Source organism: Paenibacillus sp. J2R1T-4 (assembly GCF_059692235.1).
Genome location: NZ_JCAUBA010000007.1, coordinates 244,711 through 267,435 on the forward strand (window position 1 = coordinate 244,711; position 22,725 = coordinate 267,435).

Annotated in this window: 20 protein-coding genes; 19 read left to right on the top strand and 1 reads right to left on the bottom strand. The window is 39.3% G+C overall.

The features are described 5' to 3' along the window. Nucleotides 1–48: 48 nt before the first annotated feature. A complete protein-coding gene (locus AC58QD_RS14600) occupies nt 49–1,128 on the bottom strand; it encodes a DNA alkylation repair protein (protein WP_497334398.1) in 1,080 nt (359 codons plus the stop codon). Nucleotides 1,129–1,401: 273 nt separating this feature from the next. On the opposite strand from AC58QD_RS14600, the gene dxs reads away from it, so the two are divergent. The 19 genes from dxs to AC58QD_RS14695 all read left to right on the top strand — a co-directional run bounded on the left by dxs (nt 1,402) and on the right by AC58QD_RS14695 (nt 22,503). After that, on the top strand, nt 1,402–3,288 hold the full coding sequence (dxs, locus tag AC58QD_RS14605) for a 1-deoxy-D-xylulose-5-phosphate synthase (protein WP_497334400.1): 1,887 nt from the start codon (nt 1,402–1,404) through the stop codon (nt 3,286–3,288). A gap of 31 nt (nt 3,289–3,319) precedes the next feature. Next, nucleotides 3,320–4,150: a TlyA family RNA methyltransferase gene (locus AC58QD_RS14610; RefSeq protein WP_497334402.1), complete on the top strand. Its 831-nt coding sequence runs from the start codon at nt 3,320–3,322 to the stop codon at nt 4,148–4,150. 171 nt (nt 4,151–4,321) lie between these two features. Further along, nucleotides 4,322–4,699 carry a hypothetical protein gene (locus AC58QD_RS14615; protein ID WP_497334404.1) on the top strand — a complete coding sequence of 126 codons (378 nt, stop codon included), beginning with the start codon at nt 4,322–4,324 and terminating at the stop codon, nt 4,697–4,699. Between the two features lie 333 nt (nt 4,700–5,032). Continuing rightward, the gene (locus AC58QD_RS14620) at nt 5,033–5,485 is read left to right on the top strand and encodes a hypothetical protein (protein WP_497334406.1); all 453 of its coding nucleotides are present in this window, start codon (nt 5,033–5,035) and stop codon (nt 5,483–5,485) included. 18 nt (nt 5,486–5,503) lie between these two features. Next, nucleotides 5,504–5,956 (top strand): transcriptional regulator AhrC/ArgR, encoded by a 453-nt coding sequence (ahrC, locus tag AC58QD_RS14625; RefSeq protein WP_497334408.1) that lies wholly within the window; start codon nt 5,504–5,506, stop codon nt 5,954–5,956. A gap of 13 nt (nt 5,957–5,969) precedes the next feature. After that, the gene (gene recN, locus AC58QD_RS14630) at nt 5,970–7,682 is read left to right on the top strand and encodes a DNA repair protein RecN (RefSeq protein WP_497334410.1); all 1,713 of its coding nucleotides are present in this window, start codon (nt 5,970–5,972) and stop codon (nt 7,680–7,682) included. 111 nt (nt 7,683–7,793) lie between these two features. Beyond that, nucleotides 7,794–9,122 carry a SpoIVB peptidase gene (gene spoIVB, locus AC58QD_RS14635; protein ID WP_497334412.1) on the top strand — a complete coding sequence of 443 codons (1,329 nt, stop codon included), beginning with the start codon at nt 7,794–7,796 and terminating at the stop codon, nt 9,120–9,122. A gap of 225 nt (nt 9,123–9,347) precedes the next feature. Beyond that, nucleotides 9,348–10,142 carry a sporulation transcription factor Spo0A gene (gene spo0A / locus AC58QD_RS14640; protein ID WP_497334414.1) on the top strand — a complete coding sequence of 265 codons (795 nt, stop codon included), beginning with the start codon at nt 9,348–9,350 and terminating at the stop codon, nt 10,140–10,142. A gap of 176 nt (nt 10,143–10,318) precedes the next feature. Beyond that, nucleotides 10,319–11,296 carry a tyrosine-type recombinase/integrase gene (locus AC58QD_RS14645; RefSeq protein WP_497334416.1) on the top strand — a complete coding sequence of 326 codons (978 nt, stop codon included), beginning with the start codon at nt 10,319–10,321 and terminating at the stop codon, nt 11,294–11,296. A gap of 388 nt (nt 11,297–11,684) precedes the next feature. After that, on the top strand, nt 11,685–12,374 hold the full coding sequence (locus AC58QD_RS14650) for a helix-turn-helix domain-containing protein (protein WP_497334418.1): 690 nt from the start codon (nt 11,685–11,687) through the stop codon (nt 12,372–12,374). Between the two features lie 91 nt (nt 12,375–12,465). Continuing rightward, entirely contained in the window at nt 12,466–12,882 is a 417-nt protein-coding gene (locus tag AC58QD_RS14655) for a hypothetical protein (protein WP_497334420.1), read from the top strand. 7 nt (nt 12,883–12,889) lie between these two features. Then, complete coding sequence (locus tag AC58QD_RS14660; protein ID WP_497334422.1) at nt 12,890–15,931, top strand: hypothetical protein; 3,042 nt, start codon at nt 12,890–12,892, stop codon at nt 15,929–15,931. A 238-nt stretch (nt 15,932–16,169) separates the two neighbouring features. Then, nucleotides 16,170–17,231, top strand: coding sequence for a DUF3427 domain-containing protein (locus AC58QD_RS14665; protein ID WP_497334424.1), 1,062 nt, complete (start codon nt 16,170–16,172; stop codon nt 17,229–17,231). 167 nt (nt 17,232–17,398) lie between these two features. Then, nucleotides 17,399–17,995, top strand: coding sequence for a hypothetical protein (locus AC58QD_RS14670; RefSeq protein WP_497334426.1), 597 nt, complete (start codon nt 17,399–17,401; stop codon nt 17,993–17,995). 404 nt (nt 17,996–18,399) lie between these two features. Beyond that, nucleotides 18,400–19,377, top strand: a complete 978-nt coding sequence (locus tag AC58QD_RS14675) for a restriction endonuclease (RefSeq protein ID WP_497334428.1) — start codon at nt 18,400–18,402, stop codon at nt 19,375–19,377. 47 nt (nt 19,378–19,424) lie between these two features. Further along, a complete protein-coding gene (locus AC58QD_RS14680) occupies nt 19,425–19,814 on the top strand; it encodes a DUF6979 family protein (protein WP_497334430.1) in 390 nt (129 codons plus the stop codon). Between the two features lie 33 nt (nt 19,815–19,847). Then, nucleotides 19,848–20,744, top strand: coding sequence for a DUF4062 domain-containing protein (locus AC58QD_RS14685; protein ID WP_497334432.1), 897 nt, complete (start codon nt 19,848–19,850; stop codon nt 20,742–20,744). Nucleotides 20,745–20,774: 30 nt separating this feature from the next. Beyond that, on the top strand, nt 20,775–21,704 hold the full coding sequence (locus tag AC58QD_RS14690; RefSeq protein ID WP_497334434.1) for a DUF4062 domain-containing protein: 930 nt from the start codon (nt 20,775–20,777) through the stop codon (nt 21,702–21,704). Between the two features lie 223 nt (nt 21,705–21,927). Further along, a complete protein-coding gene (locus tag AC58QD_RS14695; RefSeq protein ID WP_497334436.1) occupies nt 21,928–22,503 on the top strand; it encodes a tyrosine-type recombinase/integrase in 576 nt (191 codons plus the stop codon). Nucleotides 22,504–22,725: the final 222 nt, after the last annotated feature.

Here is a 22,725-nt window from a genome sequence, read left to right on the forward strand (position 1 = left end):
ATCGGCGAAAGCTCGATCAGGTCCTTTTTAGATCCTCGTCAGACCCCATCACGCCTCCAATTCAAATGTCACCGAGGCCAGCTCCCGCCCGTTCACAATTAGTGACAGCCTGTGCTCGCCAACGTAGTATTGGCGGGTCGTGATCAGCTTGAACGAATGTTTTTTGATTACAGCTGATTCTCCGCCCGCATATTCCTTCTCCGAGAGCTTGAATCTCTTAGGACTTTGACTTCCATTAGCTTTGACGAAACCAATCTCATATTCTATACGAAGTTTCCTGGAAAGTGCGGTGTTATTGTGAATCATACATGTGAAAATAAGATCTTCACCGATCTTGACTATAGGTGTACTGACTTCCAAGGAATGCACTTCAATGTCGGCGGACCCTTCGAACCCGAACAAAGACAGTGCTGCAGGGTTCCCTTTCTTCAGCAATGACCGGCATGCATGTCGGACAATCCAGTCTGTGTGGGGGTGCTGTCCGTACCATCTACTAGCAAGCACCAACACAAGCTCTGGATGATCTTTAGAAATATCATTCAGATTGTTCGCTACACTTTTTCTCACATACTCCGAGCTGTCTTCCTTGAGCGTATCTAGTATAGGCAGAATTGGAGCGGGGTTCTTTTTGAACGCATTCAAGCTCGCGGCCCATGGCAACCGAGGTCTGCAGCCTTCACTTGCCAGTCTTCTGACATGCTCGTTGTTGTTATAGGCCCATTGCTGCATCTGTTGCATCATCTTCTCCGGATCCTTTTGTATAAAAGGACGCACAGCGAACTCGCAGCTTGAAAATTTAGTGAAATGCTCCAAGGCCGGAATGGATAGATCATCGTGCTCCAGACCATTCATCTCAATAAACTCCGGGAAAAATAAATACTCGAAGCCTCTGCATTGTGGAGCTATGGAGGATAATATTTGCAAAGCTTCTGCATAGGAGGGCGGCAATGTCGCGGTTAAAGCTTTGGCAATGTGCCGCATTCTTTGCTTCAATTCTCTGGCTTCCCATTCATCGTCATAGATTAACTCCATGAAACGCTCGGGTTCAAACTCGCTGTACTCTTGTTTTACGATGTTCGCAAATTTCTCAAGGAATGATTGGGTATACAAATTTTTCAAAGGGTCCATAGCGTAGATAAAGCCTCCTGATCGGAATTTGTTTTTACTTTATCATAGAAAGGGTTTGTTTTTCGAGTAGACAAGTTGAGAAATCCTGATTAAAGTAATCTGAATGTGGGTATTAGGCTAGTAGGCTATTTATTGAGCATCGGTTTTCTTTTATGCTATAATGGAACACAGCACCATAATAGGCACCTATCTGCAGTGCAGGAGACAGCTGTATGACACGAAGCTTCTTGGGAATTATAGTGTGATAGACGATCGGAAAGCGGGGCTCTAAACGTGCTGCTAAATCAAATTCATTCGCCAAAAGACCTTAAAAAGTTGTCCAATGCTCAATTGGATATGTTGGCACAAGAAATACGACAATTTTTGATAGATAAGTTATCTAGGACAGGCGGTCATCTTGCTCCTAACCTAGGGGTTGTAGAACTGACCTTAGCCATGCATTATTTGTACGACAGCCCGAAGGATAAATTCATCTTTGACGTGGGCCATCAATCTTACGTACATAAGCTGCTTACAGGCCGTATGGATCAATTCGATACGCTTCGTAAGTATAAGGGAATGTGCGGATTTGTGAAGCGCGCGGAGAGCGAGCACGACGTATGGGAAGCGGGACATAGCAGTACTTCTTTGTCTGCTGCCATGGGTATGGCGATCGCACGGGATTTCAAGGGTGAGACGAACAAAGTCATCGCGGTTATTGGGGATGGCGCGTTAACCGGCGGTATGGCGCTTGAAGCTATGAACCATATCGGACATGAGAAGAAGAATTTAATTGTAGTGCTGAACGATAACGAAATGTCCATTGCGCCGAATGTTGGTGCGATTCATAATTACTTGAGCAAGATCCGTTCAGACAAAACTTATTTGAAAGCCAAGGAAGAAATTGAACATCTGCTTAAAAAGATTCCAGCGATTGGCGGCACACTTGCCAAAACGGCGGAGCGTGTTAAGGATAGCCTGAAATATATGGTCGTATCGGGAGTGTTGTTCGAAGAACTCGGCTTCACATATCTCGGACCCGTTGATGGGCATAACCTTCCTAAGCTGCTAGAAACATTCAAACAGGCCGACAAAGTGACCGGACCTGTTCTTGTGCATGTCCTGACCTTGAAAGGAAAAGGGTATTCTCCCGCCGAAGCTGATTCCCAGTCGTGGCACGGCGGCGGCCCTTACAAGATTGAGTCCGGGCAATTTGTCAAAGCAGTTGGTCCTCCTATGTACACGGAAGTGTTCAGTCAGGCGTTGATTGAGCTGGCGGAGCAGGACAAACGGATCGTAGCGGTTACTCCAGCGATGCCTGCTGGTTCAGGACTGCTGAAGTTTGCCAAGTTGTTCCCGGATCGTATGATCGACGTTGGGATTGCTGAGCAGCATGCAGCTACATTATGCGCTTCATTGGCTTTGGAAGGGTTGAAACCGGTGTTCGCTGTGTATTCGACCTTCTTGCAAAGAGCCTATGATCAAGTGGTGCATGATATATGCCGTCACAATGCTAATGTGATCTTTGCAATTGACCGGGCAGGCTTTGTCGGTGCTGACGGAGAGACGCATCAGGGCGTCTATGATATGTCCTTCCTGCGCGGGATTCCGAATATGGTCATTATGATGCCTAAGAATGAGAACGAGCTGAGGCATATGATGAAGACGGCTGTTGATTATAACGATGGTCCCATCGCAGTGCGTTATCCGCGCCTTAATGCTGTAGGTGTAGATATTGAACCAGTCATGAAGCCGATTCCGATCGGCTCTTGGGAAGTTGTACGGGACGGGGAAGGCTTTGCTGTTCTGGCAATGGGTCCTTTATTACAATTGGCGGAAGAAGCCGCTGAGCTGTTGAAGAACGAAGGTGTGCAACTGCGGGTCATCAACGCCAGGTTCATAAAGCCTGTAGATGAACACATGCTGCTTAAGCTGTATAAAGACGGCTGCAGTGTGTTGACATTAGAAGAAGGTACAGAGATAGGCGGTTTCGGCAGTGCTGTACTGGAGTTCTATGCAGCGCGTAATATTTATGGAATGAAGGTCAAGGTTATCGGAGTACCGGATTACTTCGTTGAACACGGCAGCGTGAACGAGCAACGTCAAGAAACAGGGATTACGGTGGAGCGGATCGTCACCGAAGTGAAGGCGCTTATGACTCGCAAGAGACAACGCGCTTAACACGGATACGGATAGGAGACTTGTTAAGTCTATGGCATCAGGGAGCAAAGAACGATTGGACGTTTTATTAGTGGAGCAAGGTTATTACGATAGCAGGGAAAAAGCGAAGTCGGCCATTATGGCCGGCCTTGTTTTTGTTCAGGAGGAACGGGTCGACAAAGCAGGCACCAAAGTGGATCGCGAGGCGAAGCTGACGGTCAAGGGAGCGCCGCATCCTTATGTAAGTAGGGGCGGCTTGAAGCTGGCTAAGGCTTTGGAGGCATTCGGTATATCCGTCGATGGCGCCGTTATGTTGGATATTGGAGCTTCAACTGGCGGGTTCACCGACTGTGCTTTGCAAAATGGTGCTTCATTCGTGTACGCGCTAGATGTTGGATATAACCAATTGGATTGGAAGCTGCGGAACGATCCGCGAGTTGCGGTGATGGAACGGACGAACTTCCGGTATGTGAAGCCAGAAGATCTGAAGGGTCCTGCTCCTACATTTTCAAGTATCGATGTATCCTTTATTTCGTTGAAAATCATTTTGCCTCCATTGCACGCGATTTTGCCTGAGGATGGTGAAACAGTTGCATTGATCAAACCGCAATTCGAGGCCGGGCGGGAGAAGGTAGGCAAATCCGGCGTTGTCCGTGAGCCGGAGACGCATCGCGAAGTGCTGCGAACGGTCTTGTCTTTTGCAAGGGAGACGGGCTTCGGCGTGAAAGGCTTGACCTTTTCCCCGATAACGGGCGGAGAAGGCAATATTGAGTTTCTTGCTCACTTCGTGAATCGGATGGATGCAGCAGGGTGCCTGACGGTCGAGCAGATTGATGCTCTGATCGAGGAGACGGTTACTTTAGCCAATGGGAAATTTCGTTAGCGGCAGGAACTGTTAAGCCAAACAATGGATGACATTGATGTGAATTTAAGGTACAATTCTTTTATTAGACGTGTGAAGCACACCGTTCATTCCCTTGTTTGGGGGTGAGCGGTTTCTTGTTTTTCAGATATCCTTCAAATTAAGGAGTGAAGCACATTCGCAGACAGTTTGATGCGTCAGAATCATCTTGTTTTAGATGGCTGGATTATACTTCGCTTCTCCTATGATGATATTAAGGACAGACCGAAGCAATGCCAACAGATCATACAGCAGTTGTTAGGCAAGCTTTACGGTGGGGAATCGAAGAGTGGGGGTATAGAAACATTGCCGCTGAAGCATCGTGAGATTGTGCGTTTGGCCGCACGTTCAAGTAAACCGATAACTCCTTTGGAAGTTAGTGCTTGTTTAGGTATTAGCAGAAAACATGCAGGACTGACACTACGGCAACTGGTTACTAACGGCATACTATTTCCTGCATCCGGTAATATTCGGACTCGAAGCTATATTTTTAATCCTTCTTCAGGGTACAACCCGCTCTTATGGAAATAAGGGATTCTGGGTCCCTTAATGTTCTGTTTATAGAGCTCCTGGTATGAATAAGTGACCTTAACTTCCTTATTTTATTGAAATCATTGATTTACACTTGAAATGGAATAATAAGTAACGAAAGTTCCCTTATTTTTGCGTTTTTTCGGGTGGTTGGTGAGATAGGTGACTGAAACTTCCTTATTTTATTGGCAACAGCGATCTTCTCAGCAAGGTGTTTGCCTGGTCTTTACCTATCACCACCTGCCTAAATTAACCTAGCCTCCAAACAAATTTTCCACTCCCAGACAGGATTTTGCGCGCCTTCCTAGAATGTACTTAACGAGGTGATCCGTCGTGCAGTCCAGTGATTCTGGGATTATCATACTGCTATTGCTGGGTGCGGCCGTATGGCTGTACATCCGATTGAAGCGGCAACAAGGCGATCAGACTGTATATCGCTCTGCCCCAAGACATGATGAGATTATTGTTGGCTCGGAGGAAGCGTTAGAGCTTATACAAGGCGCTGGCTATGAGTGGATTGCCGGCAAAGTGAAAATTCCGATTACGGTAATCCTCGATGATGAACAACTAGAAAGCCGATTATTTGCTGACGGATTCGTGGAAAAAGATCGGCAATGGTTTGTCGTGAAATTCGCGAAGGAGAGGAAACCTATAGAAATGACCGGAAGCGGCATCCGTGAGCACTTGCTCGTCTACAGCTTATTGTATCCCGAAGCAGCGGGTGTGCTGTATGTAGATGTGCCGAACCGTTTGATACGCACGATCCAGTTTGAAATTGAAGTATAAATTGAACGGGGGATCTTTATGAAAGCGCAACGCCATTTCAAAATTCGTGACATCATATCTAACCATGCTATTGAAACCCAAGATGAATTGGTGGAGCAGTTGAAACAAGCCGGGTATCACGTGACGCAAGCAACCGTCTCGCGGGATATCAAGGAGCTCCATCTCATCAAGGTCCCTATGGATGATGGGCGTTACAAATATTCCATGCCTGCTGACCAGAGATTTAATCCAGTGCAGAAGCTCAAACGAGCGTTGGCCGATCATTTTGTGCATATCGACTATACCGAGAATTTGGTCGTAATGAAATGCTTACCAGGAACCGCGAACACCATCGGTGCGTTAATCGACAGCTTAGAGTGGTCTTCTATTATGGGAACGATCTGTGGAGACGATACGATTCTTATTATATGCCGCAGCAAGGAGCAAAGCGGAATCATTGTGGAACAATTTCTAGCTATGCTGGGCAGTTAGGGGGATTTTGACGATGTTAACCGAAATTTCGATTCGTAATTTGGCTGTGATTGAAGCGGTATCACTTTCCTTTCACCGTGGCTTCCATGTTTTAACGGGTGAGACGGGGGCTGGTAAATCCATTATTATAGATGCGCTTAGCTTAGTAGCCGGGGCTCGCGGAGCATCCGATTTAGTTCGTTACGGCTGTGATAAGGCTGAGGTTGAAGCGCAATTCGATGTTTCTTCTACACATCCTGTTTGGGATGTTTTTGCGCGATTGGGAATAGCAGCTTCACCAGAAGAGACAATTGTCGTACGCAGGGAAATCTCTACCTCGGGTAAAAGCACCAGTCGACTGAATGGCCAACTTGTTAATTTATCCATGCTTCGAGAAGTGGGCGATTGTCTCGTAAACATACACGGGCAGCATGAGCATCAATCTCTGATGAAGGCCGAAGAGCATTTGCACTGGTTAGATCTTTATGATGCGGAGCATATCGGACCGCTCAAACGCCAATATGAAGAAGCTTACGATCAATATCTTGGGCTAAGGAAAGAATGGCGGCAGCTAGAGGATACAGGCAAAAAAGCACTGCAAATGGGTGATCTGTACCGGTTTCAGATCGAGGAAATTACGGAAGCCAAGCTAAAAATCGGCGAGGACGAATCGTTATTGGAAGAAAAGCGCAAGCTAGCTAATGCGGAGAAATCCACACAGAGCGTAGCTGACGCTTACGACGCTTTATACGGCGGTACCAGCAAAGGCGGGTTGTCCTCCATCAACAAGGCGATCCAGCGCATCCAAGATATTGTTTCGGTCGATCCTACTGTGCTTAAGCCATTAGTGGAACAAATTCAATCCGCTTATTATCAGCTGGAGGATGCAGCCTTCCAATTGCGTGACTATCGCGATGGCATTGAATTCAATCCGACACGGTTGGATGAGATCGAAAATCGGTTGGATTTGCTGGCTTCATTTCGTAGGAAGTATGGCGATTCCATCACGGATATATTAGCTTATTTGAAAACGATTCAGACAGAGATGGAAGCACTGGACAACAAAGAAGAGAGACGCGAAGCGCTTCGACAAGCTACTGAGAAGCAGCAAGAGCTTATTATGAAGCTAGGCACGCGTCTTTCCGATTTCCGCAAACAAGCAGCAATACGATTAGCACGTGAAATTGAGCAAGAGCTCAAAGATTTACATATGGAAAGAACACGTTTCGAGGCTTCCTTAGAACGGTTAGATATTGGGAAGATGACACGTGAAGGTGTTGACAAGGTTGAATTCTTGATTGCCGCTAATCCTGGGGAACCGCTGCGTCCATTAGCCAAAATTGCTTCCGGCGGGGAGTTGTCACGAATTATGTTGGCAATGAAGACAATTTTTTCTCGTTTGGATCGCATTCCTGTCCTTGTATTTGATGAGGTCGACACAGGAGTGAGCGGCCGAGCAGCTCAAGCGATTGCTGAGAAGCTGTCCGTACTATCCAGGCATTGTCAAGTATTCTCCATTACTCATTTGCCGCAGGTAGCTTGTATGGCAGACGCTCATTACGCTATCCACAAAACAGTTGACGGAGAGAGGACGTATACCCGAGTTACCGATTTACAACCTGCCGAACGGATCAGAGAGCTTGCCCGGATGCTCGGGGGAGTGGAAGTAACGGAGACAACGCTTAATCACGCCCGTGAAATGATACAGCTGGCTAATGAAAAGAAAATGACGGCCAATCCAAGCTAATACAAGGAATAGTGGGATCATTTTCACTTTATAAAACAACCCAGCGGGGGTTACCTTATAGGTACACCAAAAGCATCTTTAGTCAGGCAGCAAAGGGGAGCGTGATCGAAGTTGGATTCCGGCAAAACGAAAAGATACATCGGACTTATGCTTGTTTTCATCGTTTGTGTAGGATGTATCTCCACGCCTTTTCAGAATTTTGCGTCGTTTCCTGATGAACTTCGATTGTTCTCGGGTCAGGACAAAGAGCTTCATCTATCTATGCCCGTGCATGCTCAAGTGACGGTGAACCCGGATATTGTAAAAGTTAACGGGAATGCCAGACACTCGTTCCAAGTGAATCTGAAGGAGCCCATCTCCCTCCATTCCGATCAGAGCGGCGCTACAGAAATGAAGCTGAAATTATTTGGCAAAATTCCGCTGAAGACGGTAAAAGTGAATGTTGTTCCTGATCTGAAAGTCATTCCAGGCGGTCAAACGATTGGAGTCAAAATCAAATCGGACGGCATCATGGTTGTGGGACATCATCTGGTTACAGCAGCGGAGAACAATAAAACTTCTCCGGGGGAAGCAGCAAAGGTACAAGTTGGTGATCTTATAGTTAAGATTGACGATGCTAAAATCAAGGATGTCTCCGAGGTTGCAGAGATCGTAAAAAAAGCTGGAGAACAAAATAAAACTTTATTGTTATCCATCATGCGAAATGGACAACCTTTAAGTATTACGATTCAACCGACTTATGATATTTATGATAAATCTTATCGTCTCGGCTTATACATTCGTGATTCTGCTGCTGGTGTCGGCACGTTGACGTTCTACGCCCCTGATTCAGGTGTTTATGGCGCATTAGGTCATGTGATTACGGATATGGACACGCAAACTCCAATTCCTATTGGAGACGGGACGATCGTTCATTCCAACGTAACCTCTATATCCAAGAGTCAGAATGGTGAACCTGGGGAGAAGAGAGCTTCCTTTACGAACGATAGCAAAGTGTTGGGTAACATCGTGAGGAATACGCCATTTGGTATTTTTGGAAAAATGCATGCTGCTCCTGAGCACAGCTTGCACAAAGATGCGATTCCCGTTGCTTTTTCTGAAGAAGTGAAAGAAGGTCCTGCACAAATCTATACCGTAGTGAGTGGACAAAAAGTGGAGAAATTCGATATCGAAGTAGTCCATGTGACAAAGCAGGATTTCCCGGCGACTAAAGGGATGGTTATTAAGATCACCGATCCGCGCTTGCTCGAGAAAACCGGCGGTATCGTTCAAGGGATGAGCGGAAGTCCGATTATCCAGAATGGCAAAGTTATTGGTGCAGTTACGCATGTGTTCGTTAATGATCCCACATCTGGATATGGCTGTTTTATCGAGTGGATGCTGCAGGATGCCGGGATTGTATTAAAACCCACGACTTCAACGAATCTTAAGGCGAGCTAATCGTCTTGAGATTTTTTTTATTCACAGTTCATTAGATGAGTAATTATTTTGTGGATGTTTGTCGAATATTAAGGGATTGTGAAATAAAATATTAATTATAGAATAAAATGCAGAAAAAATAAACAAAAATAATTTTCGACAGAAGGAAAATGAACTCACCTGTCGAATGATTTACTAAGAGAAAAAGAAATTCCATATTGCCAATTGATTAAGGAGGACATGAAGTTGCAGAAAATCGAAGTACTACTAGCTGACGATAACCGCGAATTCACTAACTTACTATCGGAATTTATCTCCGAGCAAGACGATATGGTGGTGGCCGGGGTGGCCTACAATGGAAACGAAGTACTGAATTATATGGAACAGCATAAGAAAGCACCAGACGTGTTAATACTTGATATCATCATGCCCCATTTGGATGGGCTAGGCGTACTTGAGAAGCTTCGAGAGATGAATCTCAATCCTCAGCCAAAGATCATTATGTTGACTGCGTTCGGTCAAGAGAATATTACTCAGAAAGCAGTTCAACTGGGAGCATCCTATTATATTTTGAAACCGTTTGATATGGATATACTGACCAATCGGATTCGCCAATTGGTATCCAATACGCAAACTCTCACTTCCAGTTCCGCGAACAGAACGAACGTGGTGCCGATTACGAAGGGCAAGAATCTCGACGCCAATATCACGACCATTATCCATGAAATTGGTGTACCCGCACATATCAAAGGCTATCAATACTTACGTGAAGCCATCACGATGGTTTACAACAATATCGAAATCCTAGGTGCCATTACCAAGACACTGTATCCAGCAATAGCCGACAAGTACAAAACCACGCCAAGCCGTGTTGAACGCGCCATCCGCCATGCAATTGAGGTTGCATGGACTCGTGGCAACATCGACAGCATTTCACACCTGTTCGGTTATACGATCAACATCAGCAAGTCGAAGCCGACTAATAGCGAATTTATTGCGATGGTGGCGGACAAGCTAAGGATTGAGCATAAGGTTAGCTGAACGGGGGAAGAATAGAGTTATAGCAATGGATTTCGGTTTTTGGGAACGGCATCCAGCTAGACGGATAAGCCAACTAATAACTTTTGAAAGCCAATAAATCTTTTTTGGCGAACCAACTAATTCCTCTTATTCATTGGGTTGCAATTAAACTCAATGTGTGGGAGGAATTTTGTATTATGACAAATTTAGAATTTCATCTGGAGAGTTTCATGCTTTATTGTACATCTAAGAATCTTTCCAAAAAAACCTTATCAAGCTACGAACAAACGTTAAAGCTTTTCCTTGCTTATCTCCAAGAAAACTTTAAAATCCTTGAAGCTCAAAAAGTCCAAACAGCACATATTAGACACTACATCAAATTCTTGACAGAACGTGGAAAATATACGGTTGTAAGCAGAGAAGGATCAAAACAAACCAATTACCCAGATCATAGAACGGATTTCAATAAGCCTATCTCAATGACGACAATTGCAAACTATGTTCGGAATATTAAAGTGTTTTTTAATTATTTATTCGATATTGAACGTGAGATACCCAAGAATCCTGTTGGGAATTTAGAGAACCCAAAGATAGAACGTAAAATCAAAAAGACATTAACGCCTGAAGAGTTTAAGAAGGTCTTAGACAGTTTTGACACGACAACATTCCACGCTTATAGGAATTACATAATTACCAAGCTTTTGCTTGATACTGGGATGCGTATTACAGAGTGCATCAACTTAACGCCTGAGGTAATTGACTTCAACCACAAGAGCATTCTAATTAAAAAACCAAAGTATAATCATGAACGCTATGTATACTTCTCATTTAAACTGTCAAGAGAGATAAAGCAATGGATGACCTTTAAGGATAGGTTCAACAACAGTCCTTTCTTGTTTCCAACGAACAGAGGAACACCGCTTGAAATAAGGAACTATGAGAAAGCATTAAGAGAGGCTGGAAAAAGTGTAGGAGTTGATATTCATCCGCATCAACTGAGAAATAACTTCGCCAAATACTACATATTAAATGGGGGGGATTGGTTCAGTTTATGTAGGATACTTGGACATTCAAGCGTGGAAGTTACTCAAAGAGCTTATCTAGATTTTTCTAATGAGGAAATTGGTAAGAAGTATCAGAAGCATAGCCCTCTTGCATTTATGGAGGGACTATGAAAAGTTATAATGGAAAAGACGACTACACAACCCTACGCCTTCTCCAAATCGCCAGAAAGCATGTCAGACTTGCCTTAGAACATAGCCAAGCCAAAACCTCTCTTGAACGTAGGGAGGAAATCAGAAGCGAAATCTGCGATCTCAGAACGGAACGTGATGAAATCCTTGAACAATTAGCAAGGAAGGAACGTGATCTCTAGCTTAATATTATCGGAAATAAGAGTTTATTAATAACATTAACAAAAGGGCTAAGATTGAATAGCCCTTTTATGTTGTCTACATATAAGTTAATAATTAACTTAAAATAAACAAATGACTTTACAATTAACTATTAATAAGTTATTATATGAGCATAGTCAAGACAATTAAAGAAAGTGAGTGATTACCTATGAAGATCGGTCTTGAAAGTGTGTGTAAGGTTTTTAATCTAGAACAAAAGGAACTTGCTGAGAAGCTTAACATTTCTGCACCCAACATTAGTAGCTGGTTAAAAGGTACAAGGGAAATTCCTAGCAAGTACTTGTATGAACTATCCAAAATTTTTAATGGGCTATCTCCAGACTATTTTCAAAGAGAACTTACATATGTAGATGAACTCAAAATCGAAATTTATTACATTGAAACTTTGAAGTGGAAAGAGCGCCAGGAGGAATTTACTGTTGGTGCGCCTGATGACCCTGAAACTCTGATAGTCGATGAGACATATGACCTTTACGAAGATAGGCTGAAACAACTATACCAAGAACTCAATAAAACTATAAAAATAAATTCCTATCAGGACAGGTTTAATTCTTTAATGGAACAAATCTGGGCATTAGACAATGAGAGAAAAGCTGAACTTTTCAAAGACAAGAATGCTGAGGATTATATTGTAAGTAAGCTTAATACCTATTTGGATTTCTTATCGAAATTTCAAGTTAAAGATATATCCGCTGTTGATCTAGTAGTTAATTATTTAGTCAATTACCAAGGGATAGAGCAGAGCAAGTGGGGAGATCAAGAGGTATTCCCAAATGAGAAGCTATTGTCATTTTACAAGGATCTGAAGGATGTGCTAAGCAAACATAGCGTGATTTAAGCAATTTCTAACACCATAATGTAGGGGTTTGACTACATCCAAACAAAGAAATATATAAAAAAAATTTAATTATAATGGAGATGCAAATTACATGACAAATACCCAAATGAAAATCACGTATAATCACCTTATCAATAAAGAGAGATCACTCAACAAACAGCTCAAAGACTACCGATCATTAATTAGCGCTCTTCTGGTTGAATTTAAAGGGCTTGGAGAAAAACTAGATGTTACTTTCACTAAGGAAACCATCCTGAGATTGGAAAAAGAAAAAAGCAAATTAGAAGTTGAATTAATTTCAGTAAAATTCGATAAGAACGTCTTAGGCTCAAAAATGAATAATACCTTCTCACGTATGCTAGAAAGCAAACCAGTAGTAGAAATATTCTCATCTCTCAATGATAAGTATGAGCATTATGGCATTCCTGTTGAATTTTCCTATGACAATGATAATAACAGTGACATTACCAATGTTACATTTTACAAGGCAAATCTAAAGGAAGGATGATTAGCGTATGTCAACGATTCTAAAGGTTAATGAAGATGAAGTTTTACAAGTTGACAAAAACTTAATGGCTTTTCTTAATGCTGTACATGGAGAAAACACATTTGAAATCAGGTTTCTTCCTGACTCTGGAGTTGGATATCCCAACAGCTTGATACGATACGGGGATTACTTCTATGAAATGGGCAGGAACGGAAAACAGCTATATTGTAAGCATTCTATTGAGGAACTACATAAAGTAACAAGTGACTTTTATCAACATGCACTTGGGGATACTTATGGCGCTTGCGGGGTTCATTTAACAGTCAATTCCCCAAATTTTAATGATATGGACACTTGTACAGCATCAGATCATCATGTGGTCAATGGTGGAGTCATCAATTGCCAATTTGTTGATATTGATGCTACAAGAGAGATTAGACACGATGTATCGTTACTTAAGAAATTTAAACATGAGAAGGCTCAAGAGATAAAGGCTTTTTCTATTAAACCTTCTTGTGTGGTAGAGACAAAACATGGTTATCATGTGTATTGGTTTCTTGATAATGGAAAATCCGAATTGTATAGGCATATTCAAATGCAGCTTATTCAACACTTTGATGGTGATGAGTGCTGTATCAATGAATCTCATACGTTAAGAATGCCTTTCTTTTATCACATGAAAGACCCCCAAAAAAAGTATCCTGTGAGAATAAGAATATGGAATCCTACTTTTAGGTATGAACAAAGCCATTTGCAAGATGCTTTACCACCTTTGGACGATGCTTCTCTCAAGAGAGTAATTAAAAAGAATGGTCTTTCAAAGCATGATGAAATGAATCCAACTAGGAAAGAAAAGATACTAGACTTGATAAGAGAAAAAATCAGTATTCGAACAGAAACAGAGGAATCTATAAGATTGCATTGTTGCATTGGAACCCATCCAGATAAATATCCTAGTGCTTGGATTAATATCGAATACATGTGGTATCATTGCAGCGGTTGTGGTGCAGGTGAACCCATAGATATATTAGCAGAAAAACTAAATTGGGATGATGTAATTGATGCTTTCAACCGCTATGATCTGGATATTGTTGGTACACTAACTAAAATCAAACAAGATGCTTTAAGTATCAACAATCTTCCTGATTTGCAATTGAGTGAATATGAATCTTACATTGCAAACGAAATTTATAACGAAGTACTGCATTCTTTTAATAGTTGGAATCAAGAGCCAAACGAGAGACACAAGCAATACATTATTGACACAATTAAAATTCTATTGAAAGCAAAGCCATATGATAAACCTTATCTCATGCCCCTTGATATGGGAGCAGGCAAGTCTGAAATTATTAGAATATTCACGCAATATATGCTTGAAGTTAATAAGGATTTTGGTTGCATCGTTGTTGTAGAGAGAAAGGAAGACGCCAAAAATCTTAGAGATTTATTAAATGTTGACTTCCGTGGACTCAATGCCTATGCGATGTACGGATATGAAGAAGGAGAATGCTTAAGAAATTACAGAGAAAACCAAACTTTAAAGCATTGCGCACACATGGCTCTTAAGTTGGATTGTCCATACATTAAAGAGTGTCGATACTATCAACAATCAAATGAGCAAAAAGAGTATCCAATCCTGGTAATGACATTAAAAAGATTAGATCAAGGATTTCAAAATCTAAGTGAATACAAGTATTTCAAAAGTGGTGAAGAAAAGCTTCCTAGACAACTATTAATTATTGATGAAAAACCCTTTACCACAACAACAATGGAAATGGATCTGAAGCGGTTCACAAAGTATGATGAACATGTGAAAACATATCTAATCAAGAACGATGACCAATTAAGCTTACAAGAGTTTGAATTTGCGACTGATCATGTGAAGCTTGTTTTTCAGAATGCTAAGCATAGAGAATTATTAGAACCATTGATAAAAGATTTTCATTTCACAAAGCAATTTGAGAAAGTATTTTACTCTAAATTCAGCTATAGGCAAGAGATATATGAGTTTCTCAATTTCTTAGAAAGTATACTACGCAATGGTGGTCACACATATCTAAGCAATTTAAAACAAAGCAAAGATAAAAAGACTTTTTTGGTCACTAGTAGTTACAAGAATTATGCAAATACAAATGATTTCTCAACTGTGATCTTTGATGGAACAGCTAACATTGACCCTGAGTACAAGCACGAAGATTATAACATGGTTAATTTTGAACCACTAAGGACATATGAAAATCTTGAAATTAATCAATGCAGTTATATTAGCGGTTCCAAAACAACTTTAAAAAAGAGGGTTAAGGCACTTTGCAAACAAGCAATTGAGATTCTTGAAGAGAATCCCAATAGTAGAATGTTCTTCCCAATGTTTAAGGACATTCAAAAAGAAATTGAAAGCAATCTAAAGCAGTACATTGACGAAGACAGGGTCATTGTTGCTCACTACGGAGAAACGAAAGGTAGCAATAAATTCAAGGACTGTGACATTGTCTTTTTAGGTGGCATTTTGCACAAACGAGAAGAACATTATATTGCGAAGGCGAGAGCGATCTATGATCATAAGGGGCAAACCTTGACGGATATAAAGTGTTCTGTATTTGACAAGGTACGAAGGTTCAATGACCCCTTGATTGAAGAGATTAAGTTGCTTGATATGATCGTTGACTACTCACAAGAGATCAAACGGACAAGTCAACGTGATAATACTAAGAGCGTAAAAGGAAAGGTCTTCGTATTTCACAAAGATAAGATTTTCTTAGAAATGCTTGGAACGAAGTTTCCTAAGTGCATGATCGTGCCATGGGATGCTCACGCCTTATTAGAAGAAGCTATTGATGGAAAGAAGAACAATGGGAATCAGAAAGGATTCAAGGATTTACTTGACATATATGAGTTAGAGGGTGTGAAGGAGATTACTTATGCTCGACTCCAGGAGAAAATGGGCTTAAGTAGCAAGCAGTTCTCCAAGATGATGGGTAGTGAAAATATTCAAAAGCTACTATTGGCACGTTCTTATAAGATTGAGATAATTAAAGGAAAAGGTAATCCCAAAAAGTTGGTTAAATGCTAGGAATTAGATTTGTCACCCATCTTTTATAAAGTACAGATCTTTAATAGAGAATGGGTGACAAATAATTTGATCGTGTAAGTAGCTCCTCCTCGTTGTTGCCCTCTGAACTGTGATGGCGCTAGAAAGCCTGCTGCTTGGTAGGCTATTTCTTATGTAATGACAATATGTGGAATCGTTGATACAATTAATTTGAATAGAAAAACTGAATGCCCTAATAAACTAAGATGGAGCAATATATATGATCCCCTCCAATATCACCGCTGAACATATTATCCAAGCAATTGAACAAATCCGAAAGGAAGGCGTTCCAGAAAACAGGGAGCCAACAAAGTATGTAGTGGTGCATAAAGGGAAGTATTACCCTCCAAAATACACAATTTCACTAGCAAACTATTATGCAAATGGAAAAGAACTCTTACCAAGTGAATTTAGTGGTGGGGATGAAAGTAATAAGTTCTTAAGGAAACTTGGTTTTCTTGTTGTTAACGAATTTGATGATAATACGAATGTAGATGAAGTTCACAATAAGTTTGAAACAGGACATTTATATTCAAGAAAAGATATTTATCAAATTATAGGTGTTCCTGTACCTCAACAAGGCGGAAATTGGGATACAGGGTATAACCGTTTTAATGAAGAATGGTTTATTTTTGCAAATATAAATACAACAGGAAGAACAGGGCATGATCATGACAATAGGTTTCTAGGAGATGAATTTATTTGGCATGGAAAGAACGGTTCCAGGATCAGCCAAGAATCAATAAAATCAATGTTAATGCCAAAAGGCAAAATACATATATTTGTTAGAATGGATAACAACAATCCTAAATTCCTCTACTTAGGGAACGGAAATGCAAAAAGTCACAAGGATACTTCACCCGTAGAAATTACTTGGATATTTAGCGATAACGTTGAGAACCATCCAGAAAGGCTTTCAGAAGAAGTAATTGAGCCGTACAAGCTTTTTGAAGGTGCTACAAAGCAAATACACGTTAATGTGTACGAACGAAATCCAGTTGCAAGAAGAAAGTGTATTGAACATTATGGTTTAGACTGTAATGTGTGCGGTTTTAACTTTAAGAATAAGTATGGGGAATTAGGAAAGGACTTCGTTCACGTACATCACTTGAAATCATTACATGAAATTGGAACTGAATATGAAGTTGACCCAATAGTGGATTTACGACCTGTATGTCCTAATTGTCATGCAATGCTGCATAAACAGTTTCCTGCTTTTTCAATAGAAGAACTTAAAGAAAAGCTTATTAGTCATCTGGCACCGACAATGAATAAATCTTAAACAAATATGTTGTTGTGAGATGCGTAACTAAATACGACAGTTTTGAAACTAAGCAAGCTCTTTCTCTTTTTCTTTGTATTTTCTTGCCATAGGTATTAAATTATTCCACATTTGTTCCGATAAATTGTTGTCATATAATTCAAAAGAACAGGAGAGAGTAAAGCACCTTGAATAGATCGTTAGCTAATGAAAGAGCAAGTTTACTGAATGATATTGTAAGAGCCAAAGAAATCACAATGAAAATAGCAGACGGTGATAATTTTATTTACAAAGTCGAAAAAGAACCATTGGTTTGGGGTTGTATACCTCATTTGTTCTTTTATTTCCTTTTATTTTTTTGTTTTATTTTTGGAATTGCTTTTTTCACAGATGGTGAACTATTCAACCTAAATCCTACAGATAAACAAATAGTAATTGTTATTGTGAGTGGTGCGGTATTTTACTGCATAATGTTGTATTTATTTAAAGGATTCATTTTACTAAGTAGGAAAAGCAAGCATCAAAAACGTATCGATAAGATACGGAGTGATAGAATTGTTTTTATCAATCAATTAAAGGCTGAGAGTGAAGTGCCTTCTCATTATTGGAATCCGTATTTCCTTGAACTTATGGAAGGCTATGTAAGTAATAAGCGTGCAGATTCTTTGAAAGAAGCTCTAAACTTACTTGAAGAAGAACTTAGACATAATGAAAAGATGAAACAGATACAAGTTATACAAGAACAAAATGATAGTCCTAAATTCTTTATTACCTACCACTTTTAATATAATGGTCGACTAATGTGTAATGAGATTATAAATGTTAGCTTAGAATTTAACCGATGAAATAGAAACGCACAGTCCATGAGACAAGTGCGTTTTTTTGATTTCACTTCTTTAATTTAGTCTCTCTTAAACTGTTCAGCCGACCGAGCCATGTTAAATTTTACGATAACTATTCATGTTTTTGTACGGTTGAAAATGAAAATAGAAGTTACCATTATACGAGAGAAGTAGCGACAAGGAATAAGTCATAAACTTTAGATGATTACTTGATAGATAAAGTGGGGTGTAAATAATAGGTTACGTAAAAGGAAGCTAAAAACTGAATATCATTCTTGTGAGTTTTAAGCCACTATGGTACTATCTTCCTATAATTTACAACTATATTGATATTTGGAGAACCCAATGTGAAAAGATTATCTGACGAAGAATATACACAAATAATACATAATTTTATTAACGAGTCCCTAAATTTACTACTGATTGATAGTTCAAAAAGAGGACAATTGGGCCAATTTATTAATTATGTAGTTGAAAATAATAAGGATCGCTACTCACCCCAATCCTTTAGGTCTGAAACAATTTATTATAATAAAAAGCAATTTTCAAAATCAACAATAGAATATTACGATAAGATTATCTTCTTCTTTGAATCATTTTCAAAGCATTTCTATGATTTAAAGGATTTGTGGAAAAAGATCACGGAAGAGTCAGTAACTTATTACGCTCATATTTTCGATGAGAAATATGGTTATTTGTTCAAGGGTCATAAACCCGATCAGTGGTATGATATATATTTTAATAGTTCTGATTTAAACGCTTTTGAAGAGTATAATATAAATCTGTTTACATATTTCCTTCTTAAGAAAAAAAGATTCATAAAGACCAGATTGTTTCGTAGTGATAAGGTAATAAAGGATATAGATGAAGTTTATTTTACTGTTAAAACGAGCGCTGAAATTTACCAGAGACAACAATATAGTCAAAGGCTGATGAAAACTAATACGACTCAAAAAAATGTAATTAGTATAGATGATATAGATTTAATGAATGGGAATGAGTTCGAAGAGTTTATCTGCAAATTATTTGAAACAATGGGTTATAGATGTGATTTAACTATCGCTTCTGGAGATCAGGGAATCGATATAATTGCTAAAAAGAATGATAACACACTTGGTATACAAGCCAAATGCTTTTCTTCGGCAGTTTCAAATAAAGCGGTTCAAGAAGTAATTGCTGGCTTATCATACTATGGGTTACAAAAAGGACTTGTTGTAACAAACAATGTCTTTACTAAATCAGCAATAAGTCTTTCACAAAAGTCTAATATAATATTATGGGATAGAGACTTACTTAAGCAAAAATTAAAAGAATATTTTTCTTAATGAAATTCTGCATTTCTATATATTAATTCCAGAAGGATGATTAAATAGTGAACAAATACGGACAAGCAGCCATACTTGCTGTAAAATTTATTAAATCAAAGCAAGCTTATACTCCTAATGATGCTTGGAAGTTAGCAAACCTAGAGATATTCGAAAGCAAATCTTCCAGAGAAAAAAGTTGTCCCAAGAACGCATTTCTAGGGCTTTGTGAAGCAGAACTAGTTCATGGTATTCCGCAGGGAATCTATACTGAGAGAAGTAGTTCGCAAATGAATAAGGAGTATGCTGTAAAGGCTGTAGAGTTGCTGAAGGTGAATCCTGCTCTGGCAGATGATAAGAAGGTACTGTGGGAAGCTGTTATGGATGGAAAAGATAAGAAGCACAACTCGCAGATGGATGTCGTGGTAGCTTTGTGGGAACATGGGTTTATTGAGTAATAAATCGAAAATTAATATAAGGCGGATAGTGACATGAAAAAGAAACTACAGGTGTTCATATCTTCGACATTTACAGATTTAAAAGAAGAAAGACAAGCTGCTGTACAAGCAGTCCTAAATGCAGGACATATACCCGCTGGTATGGAATTATTCACCGCAGGTGATGAAACACAACAGGAGATAATTAAGAAATGGATAAATGATTCGGATGTTTATATGCTTATTCTAGGTGGCAGATATGGTTCAATGTTACCTGATGGTACGAAAAGCTATACGCATTGGGAATTTGACTATGCTGGAGAAGTTGGGAAACCAAGATTTGCTCTTGTATTAACTGAAAATGCTCTTCAGAGAAAAATTGAACAATTGACGTATAAAAAAGCAATGGAGCAAGAGAGTCCACAGTTACTTAAGAGTTTTAAAGAAGGGTTACTAAAATCAAAGCTAATCAAGCCAATTGATGATACAAAGGATATAGAAAATGGTATATTCAAATCATTGAGGGAGATTGAGCAAAGAGAAGATTTAACAGGCTGGGTAACAGGGAAGATAGTTATTGAAATGCAAAAGGAACTAAACCAATTAAGGAGTAGCATTACATCAAATAGTTCAGAAAGAAAAAAAAATGAAAATATGTGGTTTGATGATATAAAGAAACTTCTAGAAGAATCCTTTCTTCCAGAGGAGAAACATAATGGAATAAGCGATAGTTTTAACTTATTACGTCAATTCATTCTCTATGGGGAAAGATTAAAGAAAGGGATATATGTGATAGAGATTATCAACAATAATTCTTCAAGAACTATAGTTAACGATTTATTACCACAATTTATCCAGTACGGTCTTGTTACCAACGGTGATAATTATTCTTTTATCTTAACAAAAAGAGGATTGGATTTCCTTGAATACATAGAATCGAGTACGGTGTGAACTTTTGCTAAATATTAAGGAGTAGTAAAAATGGATAAAAAACTACAGGTGTTCATATCTTCGACATTTACTGATTTAAAAGAAGAAAGACAAGCTGCTGTACAAGCAGTCTTAAATGCAGGACATATACCCGCTGGTATGGAGTTGTTTACAGCAGGAGATGAATCACAACAAGAGATTGTTACGAAGTGGATAAATGATTCAGATGTTTATCTGCTTATTTTAGGTGGAAGATATGGTTCTTTATTACCTGACAAATCTCAAAGCTATACTCATTGGGAATTTGATTACGCTGGTCAATCTGGTAAAGCTAGATTTGCTCTTGCTTTAACTGATGACGCTATTCAAGGTAAAGTCGCTAAGATGGGAGATCATACTAAAGTCTTGGAACAAGATAATCCTCAAATGCACAAAGATTTTAGAGATGGTTTAATGAAATCAAAACTAGTAAAGAGAATTGATGATTTGAAAGACATTGAAAATGGAATATTAAAGTCACTCAGGGAACTAGAACAAAGAAATGATTTAGCAGGTTGGGTGTCAGCAAGAGATATTTTTGATAAGTCAAAAGAAATGATTGAGTTATTAGATGAAAATAATAGATTAAATAATCGAATTAAGAAGCTTGAAGAAATGGTTGATAAGAACTTTGTCATAAACGGTATTTCAGTCAATGACATTGGAAAGGTCCTAGGTTCTCACCTGGTTAAACCACCAAATTGGAATGATAAAATCAGTATTCTCCATTTTTTTACAACTGAGTACCAAACTTTTATTAATGGTGTCAGTAATAAAGATAAATCATTATTTATTTATTACAATATCGCACCTACCTTATTTAAATTTAATCTATTAGATTTCACTCGAAAAAATGATATAAGTGAATATAAATTATCACAAGAAGGGCTAAAATTTCTTTCGATTTGCGATATACTAAAGAATAATAGTATAACAAAATGAAAGTATAGTAAGCGTCAAATATCTTTTCTATAAAAAACTTATGATTTATGTGGAAACACATCAATTTGACAAAATGTAATTGTGACAAATACGTCAATCGGCACAAATCCAAGCGTATCAAGGGTTTGTGCCTTATTTATTTATTATCAACTACAGCCTGGACAAACCTATTTGTCATATAGTAAGCTGCTGCTGGGATTATGACAAATAGGAGTTGATTGCTTTGGAACTCGTACAACCTATTCGTGAGAAGCGGAAAATTGATGCTATGAAGAAGGTTATGACCGAAAATAAGAGGGACTTGTTGATGTTCGTGCTTGGCATTAATTGCGGATTGCGAATAAGTGATATATTGCTCATGAAAGTTGGGGACGTGATAGACTCGAAGGGCAAGGCTAAAGGGCATTATGAGCTGCGGGAGAAGAAGACGAACAAATACAAGCGGTTTGTATTCTCAGAAAATGTACAAAAGGCGATTAACGATTATCTAAAGGGGTATAGCGGTGATTTGGATAGACCACTGTTTGTTTCAAGAAAAACAAATTACGGTGAGAGCAAAGCATTATCTCGTCAACAAGCTTATAACATAATAAATGACACTGCTAGGATCGTTGGGATTGAAGATGGTATTGGTACGCATACTCTCCGTAAGACGTTTGGATACTTTGCTTATAAAGCAGGAACTGATATTGTACTGCTTCAACAAATATTTAATCATTCGTCTCCTTCTGTGACGTTGAGATATATCGGCATTTTGCAAGATGATATGGATAACGTGATTATTAACTTAAATTTGTAAGTGATACGAAGCATCCAGTTAGTGAGGATGCTTTTTTCTTTGTTCTATAGGGGTAGGGGGGTACTTAAAATCCTGAAAAAAAAGTGCTTTTTCGGCAGAGGTGTATGCACTCCCAGGCAGCGACATATAATTTTCACGAACGATACATTCTAGTATAACTGGAAAAGCATGGATGGTATAATTGACGTAAATGGATTTATGGGAGTGATTAGATGACTCATT